The organism is Carboxylicivirga agarovorans, from assembly GCF_050589845.1.
In the GTDB taxonomy this organism is placed as follows: Bacteria; Bacteroidota; Bacteroidia; order Bacteroidales; family Marinilabiliaceae; genus Carboxylicivirga; species Carboxylicivirga agarovorans.
The window spans coordinates 17,315-33,474 of sequence record NZ_JBNGPA010000016.1; the positions used below are offsets into that span (position 1 = coordinate 17,315).

At 38.6% G+C, this 16,160-nt stretch carries 15 protein-coding genes; 5 read left to right on the plus strand and 10 right to left on the minus strand.

Annotated elements, in window-relative coordinates:
• Window positions 1–36: 36 nt before the first annotated feature.
• From ACRD69_RS15315 to ACRD69_RS15345, 7 genes are all read right to left on the minus strand, one after another.
• Window positions 37–2,595 carry a TonB-dependent receptor gene (locus ACRD69_RS15315; RefSeq protein WP_430815982.1) on the minus strand — a complete coding sequence of 853 codons (2,559 nt, stop codon included), beginning with the start codon at window positions 2,593–2,595 and terminating at the stop codon, window positions 37–39.
• A gap of 229 nt (window positions 2,596–2,824) precedes the next feature.
• Window positions 2,825–3,400 carry a TetR/AcrR family transcriptional regulator gene (locus ACRD69_RS15320; RefSeq protein ID WP_430815983.1) on the minus strand — a complete coding sequence of 192 codons (576 nt, stop codon included), beginning with the start codon at window positions 3,398–3,400 and terminating at the stop codon, window positions 2,825–2,827.
• 248 nt (window positions 3,401–3,648) lie between these two features.
• A complete protein-coding gene (locus ACRD69_RS15325) occupies window positions 3,649–4,626 on the minus strand; it encodes an ROK family protein (protein ID WP_430815984.1) in 978 nt (325 codons plus the stop codon).
• A 92-nt stretch (window positions 4,627–4,718) separates the two neighbouring features.
• Window positions 4,719–6,002, minus strand: a complete 1,284-nt coding sequence (locus ACRD69_RS15330; protein WP_430815985.1) for an MFS transporter — start codon at window positions 6,000–6,002, stop codon at window positions 4,719–4,721.
• A gap of 298 nt (window positions 6,003–6,300) precedes the next feature.
• On the minus strand, window positions 6,301–6,882 hold the full coding sequence (locus ACRD69_RS15335; RefSeq protein ID WP_430815986.1) for an FKBP-type peptidyl-prolyl cis-trans isomerase: 582 nt from the start codon (window positions 6,880–6,882) through the stop codon (window positions 6,301–6,303).
• A 71-nt stretch (window positions 6,883–6,953) separates the two neighbouring features.
• Complete coding sequence (locus ACRD69_RS15340; RefSeq protein WP_430815987.1) at window positions 6,954–7,484, minus strand: FKBP-type peptidyl-prolyl cis-trans isomerase; 531 nt, start codon at window positions 7,482–7,484, stop codon at window positions 6,954–6,956.
• On the minus strand, window positions 7,471–8,499 hold the full coding sequence (locus ACRD69_RS15345; protein ID WP_430815988.1) for a DHH family phosphoesterase: 1,029 nt from the start codon (window positions 8,497–8,499) through the stop codon (window positions 7,471–7,473). Before ACRD69_RS15345 ends, ACRD69_RS15340 begins: the two co-directional genes overlap by 14 nt.
• A 104-nt stretch (window positions 8,500–8,603) precedes the next feature.
• Here ACRD69_RS15345 and ndk point away from each other — a divergent pair, with 104 nt between their 5' ends.
• Window positions 8,604–9,035 carry a nucleoside-diphosphate kinase gene (gene ndk, locus ACRD69_RS15350; protein WP_430815989.1) on the plus strand — a complete coding sequence of 144 codons (432 nt, stop codon included), beginning with the start codon at window positions 8,604–8,606 and terminating at the stop codon, window positions 9,033–9,035.
• A gap of 129 nt (window positions 9,036–9,164) precedes the next feature.
• Here the strand turns inward: ndk and ACRD69_RS15355 are convergent, their stop codons facing one another.
• On the minus strand, window positions 9,165–9,455 hold the full coding sequence (locus tag ACRD69_RS15355; protein ID WP_430815990.1) for a DciA family protein: 291 nt from the start codon (window positions 9,453–9,455) through the stop codon (window positions 9,165–9,167).
• Between the two features lie 95 nt (window positions 9,456–9,550).
• Window positions 9,551–10,747: a DNA replication/repair protein RecF gene (gene recF, locus ACRD69_RS15360; protein WP_430815991.1), complete on the minus strand. Its 1,197-nt coding sequence runs from the start codon at window positions 10,745–10,747 to the stop codon at window positions 9,551–9,553.
• A 278-nt stretch (window positions 10,748–11,025) separates the two neighbouring features.
• On the opposite strand from recF, the gene ACRD69_RS15365 reads away from it, so the two are divergent.
• Together ACRD69_RS15365 and ribH are read left to right on the plus strand one after the other, a co-directional pair.
• Window positions 11,026–11,712, plus strand: coding sequence for a tetratricopeptide repeat protein (locus ACRD69_RS15365; protein ID WP_430815992.1), 687 nt, complete (start codon window positions 11,026–11,028; stop codon window positions 11,710–11,712).
• A gap of 72 nt (window positions 11,713–11,784) precedes the next feature.
• Window positions 11,785–12,279: a 6,7-dimethyl-8-ribityllumazine synthase gene (gene ribH, locus ACRD69_RS15370; protein ID WP_430815993.1), complete on the plus strand. Its 495-nt coding sequence runs from the start codon at window positions 11,785–11,787 to the stop codon at window positions 12,277–12,279.
• A 26-nt stretch (window positions 12,280–12,305) separates the two neighbouring features.
• On the opposite strand, the gene ACRD69_RS15375 is transcribed toward ribH, so the two are convergent.
• On the minus strand, window positions 12,306–12,524 hold the full coding sequence (locus ACRD69_RS15375) for a hypothetical protein (protein WP_430815994.1): 219 nt from the start codon (window positions 12,522–12,524) through the stop codon (window positions 12,306–12,308).
• Window positions 12,525–12,856: 332 nt separating this feature from the next.
• Here ACRD69_RS15375 and ACRD69_RS15380 point away from each other — a divergent pair, with 332 nt between their 5' ends.
• Window positions 12,857–13,681, plus strand: a complete 825-nt coding sequence (locus ACRD69_RS15380; RefSeq protein ID WP_430815995.1) for a hypothetical protein — start codon at window positions 12,857–12,859, stop codon at window positions 13,679–13,681.
• Window positions 13,682–13,816: 135 nt separating this feature from the next.
• Window positions 13,817–16,159, plus strand: a complete 2,343-nt coding sequence (locus tag ACRD69_RS15385; protein WP_430815996.1) for a TonB-dependent receptor — start codon at window positions 13,817–13,819, stop codon at window positions 16,157–16,159.
• The last annotated feature ends 1 nt before the right edge of the window (window position 16,160 follow it).

The following is a 16,160-nucleotide window of genomic DNA, read 5'->3' on the forward strand; positions in this document are numbered from 1 at the left end:
TTTTAAGGATACTGTTTAATCTTTAATATGTTACAATTAAAACTTAACCTTTAGGCCTGCCGACCATGTTGTACCAAATCCATAATACACAGTTGCAGTATGAACATCATGCTTGTTACCATCAGTTGCATCTGTAATATACTCTGTGTTTAACAAGTTATGCACTCTACCATAAAGAGTAGCATCCAAACTACCAATCTTAAACTTGTAATTTGAGTTTACATCTAAGATAGTAGCATCAGGTAACTGCCATGCATCAACCTGATCTTCAGGATTTGTTCTGTTTGTTGGATCAAAGTCTGAGTAGTTATCTCCGAAGAAGTTTAAATCAGCACCAATTTTTAATTTAGGAAGCACTTCATAGTCAACACCTAACCAAGCTGTTGTTTGGGCTGAGTTACCAACGTGAACATCCTCAATATATGCATTGAAGGTCCCTATCAGACTCTGATCTTCATCGTATGCTTCAAATTTTACATTATCTGTCCAGCGCCAGTCTCCTACCGACAACATCGCTCCGATATTTAAACCTCTGACAGGACGATATTTAGCTTCAATTTCAACACCATAATGCTGAGCATTGATACCAGGAATATTTGCTGTCAGATCACCGAATGACTTAACCAAACCTTTGTCTTGCCATAAGGTATAGTAAACGTTAGCCTTTACATTTAAAGTACTGCTTCTGAAACCATAACCTAATTCACCAGTCATGATCTTCTCATTTTTAGCGTCCTCATTGAAATCATTAGTATAGCCTAAGAAAGCGTTTCTAAAATAAGGAGCTCTAGTAATGTAACCCGCATTGACAAAAACATTGTTTTTCTCATTGATATTTAAGTTAGCACCACCTTTTACTGTATAAGTATAGAATGATAACCAATCTGTTACCTGACCTTCTTCAGGAGTATATTGGAAATAATCAGTTCTTCTGTAGCTGTTTTGCGCACCCGACACTGACAAGAATGCGGAGTAACGGTCGGTTTTGTATTCACCTTGTAAGAATACTCCCCCCCATAACACTTCACCAAGGTTATAGTAGTTTACTTTATCACCAACTTTTAATCTGGTTGTTTCATCTCTGTTGACATTACTATCGTCAAGCATATAACTTCCACCTAACAGATCATCAATTTCATAAGTGTGATAACCTTTGTAGTATCTACCATCAATACCACCAGTAACAGTCAATGCTCCCATGTTCTTAGTCAAAGTAGATAGAATACCATACCAATCGTGAGAGTTAATACTATTGGCAACAACAGCTGTTGATCCGTTTTCAGCATTGGCGTTTTCATTGATCACATAATCGAAATCCAAATAACCTTCTGGTGTTAATTTTGTTTCTTCTGTCGGCCTACCATCATCATAATTGATTTTCAACCAGTCATCATTTTCACCATATATACGTCGTCCGCCACCTTGAGATTTTGACAAATACACTGAAGTTGCCAACATTGTATTGTTATCAATATTCCAATAATGGTTTAATGAGATTTGTGGTTTATGATAGTAGTTATACGCGTAGGCACCGTTATAGATTTTACCGTTACGATATCCAAAGTCAGAGTTCCATCTGTCTTCTTCCCTATGAGCGCGGTAATCTTCAATTAAATGTTGATTTCCTCTTTGATTGTGCCACTGTGGAGCACCAAAAGCAGTTAAAGAAACACGATGCTTCTCATTAATGATCTTTGAAATATTAAGAAAGTATGACCATCCTTCAAAGTTAGTTGCCTGAATATAACCATCACCAACTGTACGCGAACCTGAAGCTGTTACCGCCCAGCCATTTTCAAGCAATCCGGTTGAGAAAGTCAAGGCTTGTTTTGAATAACCATCATTACCAACTCCTGTATAAAAAGATCCTCCTTTAACAGCATCGGTTGATTTGGTAATAATATTTATTGTACCTCCCACTGATGATAATGCCAGCTTTGAAGCTCCTAAACCACGCTGCACCTGCATTGTTTGAGTAACATCAGATAAGCCTGCCCAGTTAGACCAGTACACTTTTCCACTTTCCATGTCGTTTACCGGCACTCCATTAATTAACACACCAATGTTGTTTGAATCAAATCCCCTCAGGTAAATACGGCTATCACCGTAACCACCACCTTGTTTTGTAGCATAAACAGATGGAGTAGATTTCAAAATCTCAGGATATTCCTGTGTTCCTAATTTCTCTTCAATTAATTGTGGTTTGATCGAAGACATCGCTACCGGTGTTTCACGATCCTTTGCAATCGATGCAACAACTGATACTTCAACAATACCTACAGAGGCTGTTTTAAGTTTAATCTCACCAAGATCAAGTTCCCCGTTTACAAGTACATCTTTCTCCAAGTCCAGATACCCCAGGTAACTGAACATTAATGTTGCTTCTCTATTAGGCAGTTCAAGTTCAAATCCTCCATCCAAATTTGTAACTGTACCTATAGAGTTATTACTCTTCAGGTAAATAGCGGCACCAATTAAGGCTTCATTGGTATCACTATCAATAAGTTTACCTGTTACTTTGCCCTGTGCGAAAAGCGCCGTAACATTTAACATCATTAAAGAACAGCATAACGCTGTTAAAACATGTTTTTTCATTTTGATGTGTTTGGTTAGTAAATAAATACTGTTTCCAATTATAGATTATTAATAAATTTTCTGCAAAGATGGAAAACTAGACCAATAGGTCGGTTTTCTAAATGTTAAAAATCTGTTAATTCTTAGGAATAGACTAAAATTATCCCAAGAAGTAATTAACATTTTTTAAGAAGTTATCAACAAGTACTATGTGTGGGTATTTATTCAAAAACTCAAAACATCAGGCAATTCAGCCACTGACGCTTGCTGCCTGCTTTTTAGCCACCCCATCCCAATACATATCAAAGGCAGCATCAAACTCTTCAGAGAAACTTTTTAAGGGTTTAGGCAGCGATAAAAAATAGTTAGCTGTTGCACGGGTAAAAGCAAAATCAAAGAAAGCGATCATATCCGTTTTATAGGCTTTCAAAATTCCCATGTTCACCTTCTGCATAATAAAACGACGTGGTCCTTCTTTGGTATCTTCCACCAGTTCAAAGTGCAACTTCATGTAAGGACTGGATTCGAAGATATTGATATAATAGAACTTGACCGGATGCGTAATAAACCACTTCACAATGCCACTAAACACCTGCTTGGTATTTTCTTTCTGATCTTCAGTCAGAACGTTGACACACTGCTCTTCAACCTCAAACATCAGTTGTTTGTATATATCTATTATTAATTGCTCCTTATTACTGATATGGTGGTATAAAGTTCCTTTTGCAATACCAATTCGTTCAATTAGTTCATTGACTGAAGCAGCAAAGCCTTTTTCCACAAAAAGCTCCATGGCTCCCTTATATATATCGTTCTTTTTACTCATAGTTTTTTAAAAATTGCCCCACGAAGTTAAAATAAAAACTGAATTCGTTTTTATTTTAACGCATGAGATTGAGCTAAAAAGTTGATTGGCAAGTCATAATTTTGTTTGAGAAAGAAAATTGCGATAAAATTTAATGAAGTTAAACGCGCTGAAGTCAAGGTTTATTGTCAAACGGCATATATAAAGTGCAGGCATAAAAAAAACTGCTCTCAAAACAAATGAAAGCAGTTTTATTATGTTTATTTATTTTACTTTTCAAGCTCTTTCCATGCCAGCGCACTTGCTCCTACGATAGCAGCATCACCAGCATCAAGCTGTGATGGCAATAGCTTAATTTTATCCCTGAATATTGGCAACACATGGTTCTCAATACTTTCTTTGGTTGGCTTTAAAATTAAGTCGCCAGCCGCCATTGGACCACCAAATAAGAAGATAGCTTCAGGACTTAAGTGGTGAATAGTATCAGCTATACCCTGGCCTAAGTACTTACCTGTCAATTCAAAAACCTCCAATGCTACTTTATCACCGGCAACTGCCGCGTCATAAATCATTTTAGAAGTCAGATCATTGTATGTGTGGTTAGCCAACGGGCTGTCAACAGCATTGTACTTGGCCAACAACTCAAAGGCTGTACGCTTCATACCCGGTGCAGAACAATAAGCCTCAAGGTGACCATTGGCACCACAACCGCATAAACGACCGCCCGGAACCAAGGTAGTGTGTCCGCACTCGCCTGCAAAGCCATCGTGTCCATACACAAGGTCGCCATTAACAACCACTCCACTACCAACACCAGTACCAAGTGTATACATGACGAAGTTTTTCATGCCTTTGGCACCACCATAAATCATTTCACCAATCGCAGCCGCATTGGCATCGTTTGTTAATGCAATAGCCTCAATATTTGGGAAATGACCTCGCAACAGACGAACCACAGGAACAACACCCTTGAATGATAAGTTTGGAGCAAATTCAATAGTACCACTGTAATAGTTACCATTAGGGGCACCTACACCAATACCCACAATTTCGATTTCCTCATTCATAAACTTGGCATTGGTAATTAACTTATTAATTGCCGTAGCCAAATCATCTATATATACATTGATATCTCCATGCGAAGGTGTTGAAATACTATCTTTCGTTAAAACATGTCCTAACTCATCAACAACACCAATGGCAGTATTAGTACCACCTATATCCACGCCAACAGATACTTTTTTCATATGATTAGTTTTTAAATTGTTATGTTCTTATATACAACCATGACTCTCTGAATCACAGAAAGTCATGGTGTAAATTACTATATTTTCTACAATTACTCTACAGGAATATCCGTATTTACATTCTTGCTACCGATTAAAGCATAGTATAACAAGAATACTAAACCTAAGAATGGCACCCAGTATGAAACCATATAACCCATACCATCGGCAACGGCATTTTGAATAAGTGGTAAAATTCCACCACCTACTACCATTGTCATGAAAATACCTGAAGCAGCAGCCGTAAAGCGACCTAAACCTTCAACCGCAAGGTTGAAGATACCACCCCACATTACTGAGGTACAAAGTCCGATCAACACCAGGAACATTGCATTAATTGGCACACTGGCCAATCCGAATGATAAACCTGCCGACGTACTCTGGAATACAGGTATAGAAACAGTTGTTGATGTTGGAGCAATAATAGCCATCAATGCCAAAACAGCACCTACAGCAGAAGCAACGATCAACATGGTTTTACTTGATACTTTTCCGCCAATAGAAGCACCTACAAAACGACCTACAAGCATCAACAACCAATATGTTGCCACAACTGTACCTGCAGTTGCCGCACCTACACCACCTGCAGTTGCATCAGCAAGGAAGAAGAATAAAGTTCCCGGAACACCTACTTCAACACCTACATAAATACCAATGGCGATGGCTCCTAAAACAAAGTGACGGAACGACCATGCACTGTAGTTTGATTTTTCTTTAACTTCCTCGCCTTTATTCATGTGAGGCTCAGGAATATTAACAAAGTAAAGAACTAATCCAACCGTTGCAAAGATTCCCATTGCAATGAACATCACCGGATTAACATCTTTAATGGAAGTGTTTTTTGTTACTTCACCTACTAACATACCTACCAGCAATGGCACTAGTGTTCCCATTAAAGAGTTGAAGGTTGCTCCAACCTGAATTAACTGGTTACCTTTTTTACCGGCTCCACCAAGGGTGTTCAACATTGGGTTTACCACAATGTTTAATAAACACATTGAGAAACCAGCTACAAATGCTCCTAACAGGTATACGAAAAAGCTTTCGGCAACACCTGAAAAGAACTGAATACCAACACCAACAAATCCTAAAACAATTGCTAATAATGCTGTTTTCTTATAACCTACCTTTTCCAATAGTTTACCACCAGGGATACCCATGAAAGCATAAGCTAAAAAGTTGGCGAAGTTACCCAACATTCCTAAAAAGTTAGAAGCCTGAAACTGCTCCTTTACAACCACACCCATCGGTGCTGCCAGATTCGTCACAAATGATATCATACCAAATAGTAAGAACATCATAAAAATCGGCAATGCATAATTCTTCTGCTGATTCATAATTTTGATTCGTTAATTCTCAGAGATAATGACCTATCTCCCATTTTAGTTTGTGTATAAAATAATTAAAAAGACAATTTTAGTTTCGTTTTATTGTTTTCGGCTGCAGATCAACCATGTTGAGTTAGCAAAAACATATATTCAAAACGGAAAGCAAGATAACATTAATAAGTTCAAATCTGACAAATGACATAAAAAATACACTAATAAAAACTTGTTTTAAATTACAGGCGAGCTTTAAAACAAAAAAACCACCCTCGCATATGAAGGTGGTTTATAGAATATTGTATTTGTAGTCTTATCGTCTTACAGTGGTTACTTCCAATTCAAAAATATGTGGCGAATACTGACCATCAGCAATTGAAGATGGTAAAACAACCTTCGCTTTTCCAAATAAGCGCATTTCCAAAATGGCTTCGTTTATACCGGGAAAAACACTTGTTCCGGCAACAGGTGAACCACCAACCGGATAGGTTGTGAATGTAAAGGGTGAAATAGAGAATTCATTACTCTCCATCAACACTTCAACTGTTTTGTCAGCATTATCGGTTGTGTCAATGGCGATCTGATATCGCTTATATCTAAAACCAACTGTTCGATAGGCTCCTATTGAATCTCCTTCACCAATGTGAGTATGATACAACATCAAACCTGATTGAAATCGATTATCGATAGTATCGAGTACCACTGCGGTCGTCGAATCCAGTCGACTCATGCCATTATCCATTTCTTCGTTATAATAGCGATCCAACAATTCCTGTTCTGCTTCAATAGCCTCTTGAACATTAAAGTAATTGTTATTGTCATCACAGGCGGCGAAGCTGATAAATAATGCAATCGCGCAAAGTATAGTCAGGTTGAAAGTCTTTCTTCTATCCATTATTTCATTTTTTGTCTTTTCGACGAAAGCACAAAGAAAATCATTTTTGCTTAATCTTCAAATCATTTTAGTTATTCAGCAGGCACACGGTGCACTTCAACAACTTCTATATCCATTACCAGGATGGCTAGTTTAGGTATTTTATTACCATCGCCGGCTACTCCATGTGCAAGATACGGCGGAAGGATAAGTTTGGCTATTGACCCGGGGCCCAGTTGCTGGACAAACTGCTCCAGGCCTGCTTCCACCTGGGCTTTACCAACCGTAAAATTCATTAAGCCTTCGGTTGCCGATGAATAACAAATGGTTCCATCGAGCAGACTGGTGGTATAGGCCAGAATAACATGGTCGTTAATGCGTATGGTGTCACCTGATGATGCATTGCTTACGGAGTAATAATAACCTGTTTTAGAGGTCTCCATCTGCAGGCCTTTATCCTCAATGTATTTTTCAATGATTTCCGATTCTGCACCAACCAGTTTTTTATTCATTTCCAGAAGCATGTCCTTTGTAACACGTTTCTTTTCCTGTGGCTTCTGTCCGCAAGACAATAAAACCAATGCCAGAAGAATGCTTAGTGCTATTGTTTTAATTGAATTCATTGGCTTCACAAAATTCCTTTAATACCGTCTTAAATCGCTTTACTGTTTCATCAAGCGTTAATTTTGACTCACCGCCGGCAGCATTAAAATGTCCACCTCCGTTGAAATATGTCTCGCTAAATTTATTGGCCGGAAAACCACCGCGGGAGCGAAAAGAGATTTTCACCAGATCCTTTTTCTCAGTGAATAAGGCCGACAGATTAACACCTTCAATCCACAAAGCCTGATTAACAAACCCTTCGGTATCGCCCGGCTTGAAATTAAATTGCTTTAACTCATCCTGGCTCAATGAAATAAAGGCAGCATTTTGATCAGGTATACGCTCCATCTTTTCACCCAAGGCATGCCCCAGCAGGCGCATACGGTCAAAGGAGTTATTATGGAATATCATATGATGGATATGTTCTTTGTCGATACCCATTCGTAATAACTCCGCAACAATCAGATAAGTTTCAGGTCTGCTTGAGTTATAATTGAGAGATCCGGTATCTGTCATTATACCAGCATAAATACATTCTGCTGCCTCTCTGGTTATATATTCTTTAAAACCAGCTTCGTTCAAAACATGAAATAATAACTCACATGTTGAAGACGCCTCAGGTACACTGATCTGAATATCGGCTGTGTTAGCTTCGGGAAAGGGATGGTGATCAATCATGATACGGGGTGTTTCATCACTTTCAAACACCTCACCCATCAGCTTAATGCGCGACAGAGCATTGAAATCTACAAAAAGCACCAGTTCACTATCACTGATCAGCTTCTTTGCTTTTTTTATATTCTTGTCGTAAATAATCACATCCTCAACACCATGCATCCAGTTTAAAAAGTCAGGAAATTCATTCGGTGTTATAACCGTCACTTCCTTACCCATATTCTTAAGTGTATTATAAAGGCCTAACGAAGAGCCCAATGCATCACCATCAGGGTTATTATGCGGAACAATTATTACCTTTTGACTGTTGTGTATTTTGGTCTTAAATAAATCTATTTGTGACTTGTCTTTAATATTCATCTTAATTTTTTGTTGGATTTACAAAGATATAGATTTTGAGAGACTAAAAATTTTGTATTTTAGGATTTATAATTTTTTACCTTACACTAATTAATCAGCTAAATATGGCAGGATTTAAAACACTCACCATGATTAAGCCGGGAGCTGTAAACAACAAGCACATCGGCGCCATTTTAAATATGATCGAGGAAAGCGGTTTCCGCATTTCTGCAATCAAATCATTAAAACTATCAAAAGAAGATGCCGAACTTTTTTATGAGGAGCATAAAGAACGTCCTTTCTTCCCTGACCTGGTAGACTTTATGTCATCGGGGCCAATTGTTGCAGCTATTCTTTTAAAGGAAAATGCAGTTGAGGATTTTCGTAAGCTAATTGGAAGCACCGACCCTGCCGAGGCCGAAGATGGAACCATTCGTAAGCTTTTTGCCGAAAGTAAAGCTAAAAACGCTATTCACGGCTCCGATAGCGACGCCAGCGCTGATCGTGAGAGCCATTTCTTTTTTAGTGATAAAGAACTATTGGAGAAGCATCCTTAGTTGATGATATAATGACATAAAAAATGCCGGTTACAAGATGTGACCGGCATTTTTTATATCTAAAATGGTTAATATACCCTGAATAGTCCGTTAATGGTAGGTTTATCCGTGACTTGTGAATCTGCCTTCCTATCTGAAAACAATATCCTTAACAATATTATCGCCAATGGCCTGATTAAGGTTAATGATTATTTTATCCTTCCACATCATTAACTCATTGCGCAACACAGAAGAGGTCATTTCAACATACAACACACCATCTTTGATATAAATGCGGTGAGTGGCACGTGCAACAGCTCCGCCAAGCACTTTTTCCCAATAGTTGACAGCACGACTCTCTAACAAACCCTTGTTAAGATCCTGCTGCTTCAGCACCTCCTTAATGACTGAACTTATTGATTGTGTTTTCTTACGGCGCATTTTTTTATTGTTGATTTGTTGATTTGATTATCTGTTGATTTACAAGCTATCAATTAACGCGTTAACAAATAACCAACTTAAATAAACAGTTTACACTAAACTGAATCGATCACCTGCCCTCCGGCAACATCAAAGACTTTATAATCCTTTCCGGTTCGTTTAACTATATCGACCAGGTATGGTTTATTGGTATCGGTGATAAAAATTTGGTTAAAAACATCTTCTGAAACCAGCTGTAGCAGACGATTACTGCGTGCATCATCCAGCTTATCAAATATATCATCAAGCAACAAGATAGGTTTTATACCATTATGTTTCTGGATAAACTCATACTGGGCCAGCTTCAAGGCAATCAAAAATGTCTTCTTTTGGCCCTGCGATGCAATTTTCTTAATTGAATAACCACCTAATAACAACTCCAGATCATCTTTATGAACCCCTCGTGTAGTATATCCGACAATCGTGTCTTTTGGACGCACAGCCAACAATTGTTCCTTTAATGAGCCTTCATGCAGATGTGAGGTATAATTCAAGGCGATTTCTTCTTTTCCATCTGATATGTAAGCATAGTATTTCTGAAAAACGGGAACCAGCTCTTTAATAAAATCAATCCGTTTCCTGTAAATACGATCGGCCAGCTGCTCCAGTTGTTCATCCCACAAGTCGAGCATTGAATAATCGCGTGATCCACTCTCTTTCAACTGCTTTAAGGTGGCATTACGCTGCATTAAGGAGCGATTATAGCGTAACAAATCATCCAGAAAAGGTTTATCATACTGCGATATCACACCATCCATATATTTACGCCTCTGCTCACTTCCTTCGTTTATCAGTTGCTCATCGGCCGGTGAAATCATTACCAAAGGAATAAGGCCTATATGATCGGCCAGCTTGCCATACTCCTTTTTATTGCGCTTAAAATGTTTTTTCTGCGACCTCTTTAATCCGCAATAAATGTGTTCCTCTTCATCTTGTCGCTCATATTGCCCCTGAACCACAAAGAACTCTTGCTCATGTGTGATATTCTGGCTGTCAATGGCATTAAAGTAGCTTTTACAAAATGAAAGGTAATAAAGACCGTCCAGCACATTGGTTTTTCCGGCTCCATTTTCACCAACAAGACAGTTGATTCCAGGTGAAAACTCAATTTCAGCCTGTTGAATATTTTTAAAATTAATAAGATTGAGATGCCTGATGTGCATGTGCTTTGGTTTTGTGCAAAAGTAACTATCCGGTGGCGATTGTTCAAAAATGAGGTCTATAATTTTACCTGCCCTTACATTTAAGCTCATTGAGTATTTATTTCAACTCAAGGCTTAGAACCTGACAAACAACATACTAAATTTTGATGATCACCCAAATCAACAAAATCATCAGGCAACATATATTTATTTAGGAGGCAATTGGCAGAAACATTTCCCATCTTCCTCACCTGTTTTTTATTAAATCAAAACAGTTTATGCAAACAACATTGAAATAATTTATCAATAAGGCACAAAAAGTAATAATCCATCTTTTGTTTTTAGGCCAAAACGATTACTTTTGGCATTCGAATAAAAATTTACTTAAAATGTCAAAAGAGAAACATACGCATCAAGACGATAGCTTCGAGAATGTAGAGAGCGCATTGAGTAAGACGGAGCACTTTATTGAAGAAAATCAGAATCGATTAAGTATGATTGCATTGGCAATCATTATTATAGTAGCCGGATACTGGGGATTAAAGAAGTTCTATTTCATGCCTTTAGAGCAGGAAGCACAGAAATCAATCTTTTATGCTCAGCAGTATTTTGAGAAAGATTCATTCAATATTGCCTTGAATGGAGACGGACAAAATCTCGGTTTCCTTGAAATTATTGAAGATTATGGTTCGACTACTGCCGGTAACTTAGCTGTATACTATGCTGGTGTTTCAAACCTTCACCTTGGTAACTACAACGAGGCTGTTGAATTACTGAAAGGATTCTCAACAAGTGAAGAAATGGTTGCTGCAACTGCTGCAGGTGCATTGGGTGATGCTTATGCTGAATTGGGGCAGAACGATGACGCTATCTCTCAATACAAAGATGCTGCATCATATGATAACACTTTAACAGCTCCTACCTACCTAATGAAGCTAGGTGTTATGTATGAAGCAAAAGGTGATTACAAAGCAGCTGTTGAGGCATACAAGAAAATTAAAGATCAATATGCGAGTTCAGCTGAAGCTCGTCAGGTTGATAAATATTTGACAAGAGCAGAATTACAATTAAAGTAATTTGAACTAAAATACTTGAAAGAGGTTGTCTATTTAGGCAACCTCTTTTATTTTTGCAGAAAATATAAAACAATGGCAACAAGTCTTAAAAACCTATCGGATTATAATATAGCAGATGTTCCATCGGCTGCCGACATGAAATTCGGCATTGTAGTATCGGAATGGAATACTGAAATTACTGAAGCTCTATATGAAGGAGCCTATAACACATTGATAAAGCATGGCGCATCAGAAGATAATATTTTAAAGAAATATGTGCCGGGTAGCTTTGAATTAACAGCCGGCGCCAAGTACCTGGCTGAAATGACAGACGTTGATGCAGTTATCTGCCTGGGATGTGTAATTCAAGGTGACACTCCACACTTCGACTTTGTATGTCATGGTGTTACACAAGGCGTTACGCAATTGAACGTTCAGTATCCTATCCCATTTATTTTTGGTCTTTTAACAACCTTAAACCAGCAACAGGCGCTGGATCGATGTGGCGGAAAGCATGGTAATAAAGGTGATGAGGGAGCAGTAACGGCTATTAAAATGGTTGCCCTTAACCGCTCGCTAAAGAACTAAACATACACATACTGCCGTTTGGCAGATTATGATATTGAAGGCCCGGCTGTTTGCCGGGCTTTTTTATTGTCACAACATTCGAGCTTATAGGTAGTAATAGCCTTAATGGTTTCCCATTTACTCTTTTTCAATGGCAATTGGAAAGCACTCCAGATGTGCATTAAAAAAAACATAAGCCAAAGTCCTTCCCTGCCGATTTTCCCACCTTCATTTGATGTCATTGGGTCGCCAATATCTTGTAACATCGTTTGAAACGCAATTGATCACAAGGTAAGATGTCATACCTTGATACCAAACGCCATATCCCACTGTATTTGTGCAACATAAGCCTAAATGTGCCATTTCACACTACTAATAATACGTAGTTAAATAGGTGAAATTTCCTTAAAAAGGTAGTAGTTTTTCCCATATAAAAATCAATCCTAGTATCTAATTTGCGACACTGAAACAAGTCCAAATTGACAGAGGCTACATATTATTTTCATGGAGTAAATCTTCATTGAAAACAATGAAAGACTTCTGCTAAAGGATAAGGTTTCCAGAGAATAATCCACCCTTGGGTGACAACCTTAACATTATGAATAAAAGCAAAAAAAATCGTGTACTACCCCTGCACAATCATGGATATGTGTACAATGCACAGGAGAAACAGCAGGAACTTAATACCCGGTTTGGGTTAACAGCTTCTCTTCAAATTCAAAGCATAGATCAGAACGCCCAAAACGATTATATCTATTCTATTACCCCTATTCCGCAATTGGTGGGTTTGTATGCCCAACACAAAAACACGGAGGCAAGCATCGATCTTGGATTTAATTACTTAGGAGGAAGACTGAACTATACTTTTTTTCGAAATTTTGGATTGGAGGCAGGCATTAGCACAGCAATACATTCAGTGACTATTGAAAGTGATAACTATGGTTATCATTATAATGAGTATGCGGAAGAAAATATTGGAATAACCCAGTATTATGGCGGTTTAAGCTATAAAAACAAACTATTTGAACGTCTCACAATAAGGATAATGGCAAAAGCCAGGGGCATAGAAACGGAACCGTTTAAATCTCAATCTTCCATTATTCCCCAGGGGCAATATGTCAATTATAATAAACGAGCACTTCGTACAGATATTTATGAATTGAACCCCAGCCTGGTGTACGGTGGTAATATATATTTGGAATTGTTGCCACGACCATCAATGAACAGATCAAGGCCCCTGGTGCCTTTTTGCAACATTTCAATAATGGGTAACAACACCAGCAATACCCACCGCGAGCTTAAAATAGAGGAATGGATACAAGGGAATGTTGTTTATTACGAATCTCCCACCAAACAGAATTTGGATTATGACCTGTATGCTTTTCAGGTACAGGCTGGTTTAAAATGGTATCTGAGGTATTGATGCTTGTACCGGCAAATTTAAAACTCATTAGTTATCCACTGAATGCATTGCATACGTTGGGATTATAGCCAACAATCTTTCTGTATCGTTCGGTGCCTTCAGTGGACATCAATAAGAACATTAAACCCTTTACAAATGAATAAAGCCATAAGATTAACACTACTTCTTTTATGCCTGACTTTATATTACGGGCCACTACAAGCACAAAACAAGTACACTATCAGTGGCTATGTCAGCGATGGTGGAACAGGTGAAAAACTAATCAATGCCAATGTTTACGAACCGGCTGATTATCGTGGTTCAGCCACTAATTTATATGGCTTTTACAGCCTTACCCTGCCGGCAGGTACCTATCAGATCATTTATTCTTACGTAGGCTTTAAAAGTCAGGTTAAAACCATTGAACTCAATGCTGATATTCAGCTAAATGTCGCGTTAGAATACGATTCTGCCATTGAAGAAGTAACCGTACTAGGTGGTGCTGTCAACAACAAGCTAAAAGACTCACAAATGAGTAAAGAAATACTCAGTGTATCAACCATTAAGCGCTTACCTGCCTTTATGGGAGAAGCCGATATAATGAAAACCCTTCAGCTGATGCCCGGTGTTCAATCGGGCAGCGAAGGTTCAAGTGGTTTATATGTGCGCGGTGGTGGTCCCGATCAAAACCTTATTTTGCTCGATGGAGTGCCCGTGTACAATGCCAATCACCTCTTTGGTTTCTTTTCTGTATTCAATACGGATGCTGTAAAAAATGTGTCACTTTACAAAGGCGGCTTTCCTGCTCGTTTTGGAGGTCGATTGTCGTCAGTTATTGATGTTCGCATGAAAGAAGGTAATGAGAAAAAAATACACGGCGGTGCACAACTTGGTCTTATCTCATCGCGCTTTTTCATAGAAGGCCCTATAAAAAAAGATAAGACAGCCTTTCATTTATCGGCTCGTCGCACGTATATCGATTTATTGGCCCGGCCTTTTATGAGCACAGAAGAAACCACCGGTTACTTTTTTTACGACATAAATGCTAAGCTCAACCATAAATTCTCTGACAGGAGCCGCTTATATCTTAGTGTCTATACGGGGCGCGACAAGGCCTACAACGAATACGATGATGAATGGGAAGCCAACTCAAGCAGCTATAACGATTATATGTATTGGGGCAATTTAACAACAGCCCTTCGTTGGAATTATATGTTTAGCAACAAACTGTTTATGAATGCAACTGTAACATACAGTGATTATAATTTTAATGTCGATTCACATTATAAGGAAAATGATCAAACTGACAGCAATGCATTTATTTATGAATACAGTTCAGGTATAATGGACTGGAGTGCTAAAGTCGAATTTGACTGGTATCCAACTCCCGGGCATGAACTTAAGTTTGGCGCCAACTATACCTACCACACCTTTAAGCCCGGAGTAGAAACAACAAAAGAAACTGATAGCACGGCCGATGATATTATTAAAACATTTGGCGGCAATAACACTTATGCCAGTGAAATGAATATGTATATTGAGGATAACTTTAGCCTATCCCCTCTCCTAAAGGCCAACTTGGGAATACACACCTCTGCTTTTTATGTCGAAAACACCTGGTACCATTCCATTGAACCCAGAGCCAGTATACGCTATTTAATAACAGATGATATTACCTTAAAAGCGGCCTATTCTAAAATGCAGCAATACCTGCATTTGTTATCCAATTCAACCATTGGCCTACCAACAGATTTGTGGCTACCCGCCACCAAACGCATCAAACCACAAGTGTCGGATCAGTATGCCTTGGGCGCGGTTTATGACGGCATTAAAAATGTTGAATTATCGGCCGAAACGTTTTATAAAACAATGGATAAGCTGATTGAGTATAAAGAAGGCGTTTCATTCTTTGGCTCCTCAGTTGGCTGGGAAGACATGGTAGAGACAGGTCGTGGTGAGGCTTATGGTCTGGAGCTGATGCTGCGCAAAGAGGTTGGCAAAACAACAGGCTGGCTTGGTTACACCTGGTCTAAAACCAGCAGACAGTTCGATAAGCTTAATTTCGGCAACTGGTTTCCGGCACGATACGATCGCCGGCATGATGCCAGCATTGTCATCAGCCACAAGTTCAATGATAGAATAGATATTGGTGCAACCTGGGTATACGGAACAGGTAATGCCATTACCCTTCCTACACATGAGATACGGCTTTTACCAGCAGCAGAACATGACAGAGTGTGGTATGAATCAAACATACCCTACTTTGAACATCGCAATAACTATCGCATGCCCGACTATCACAGGCTTGATTTTGGTATAAATTTCCATAAACAGAAAAAGAGAGGTATGCGCACCTGGAACATCAGTGTTTATAATGTTTACAACAGGCAAAATCCCTTCTTCCTCTATGCGGGACATAATGATGAGGGGAATAAAGTACTTAAGCAGATAACACTGTTTCCAATATTACCATCTGTATCATACACTTATAAATTTTAAA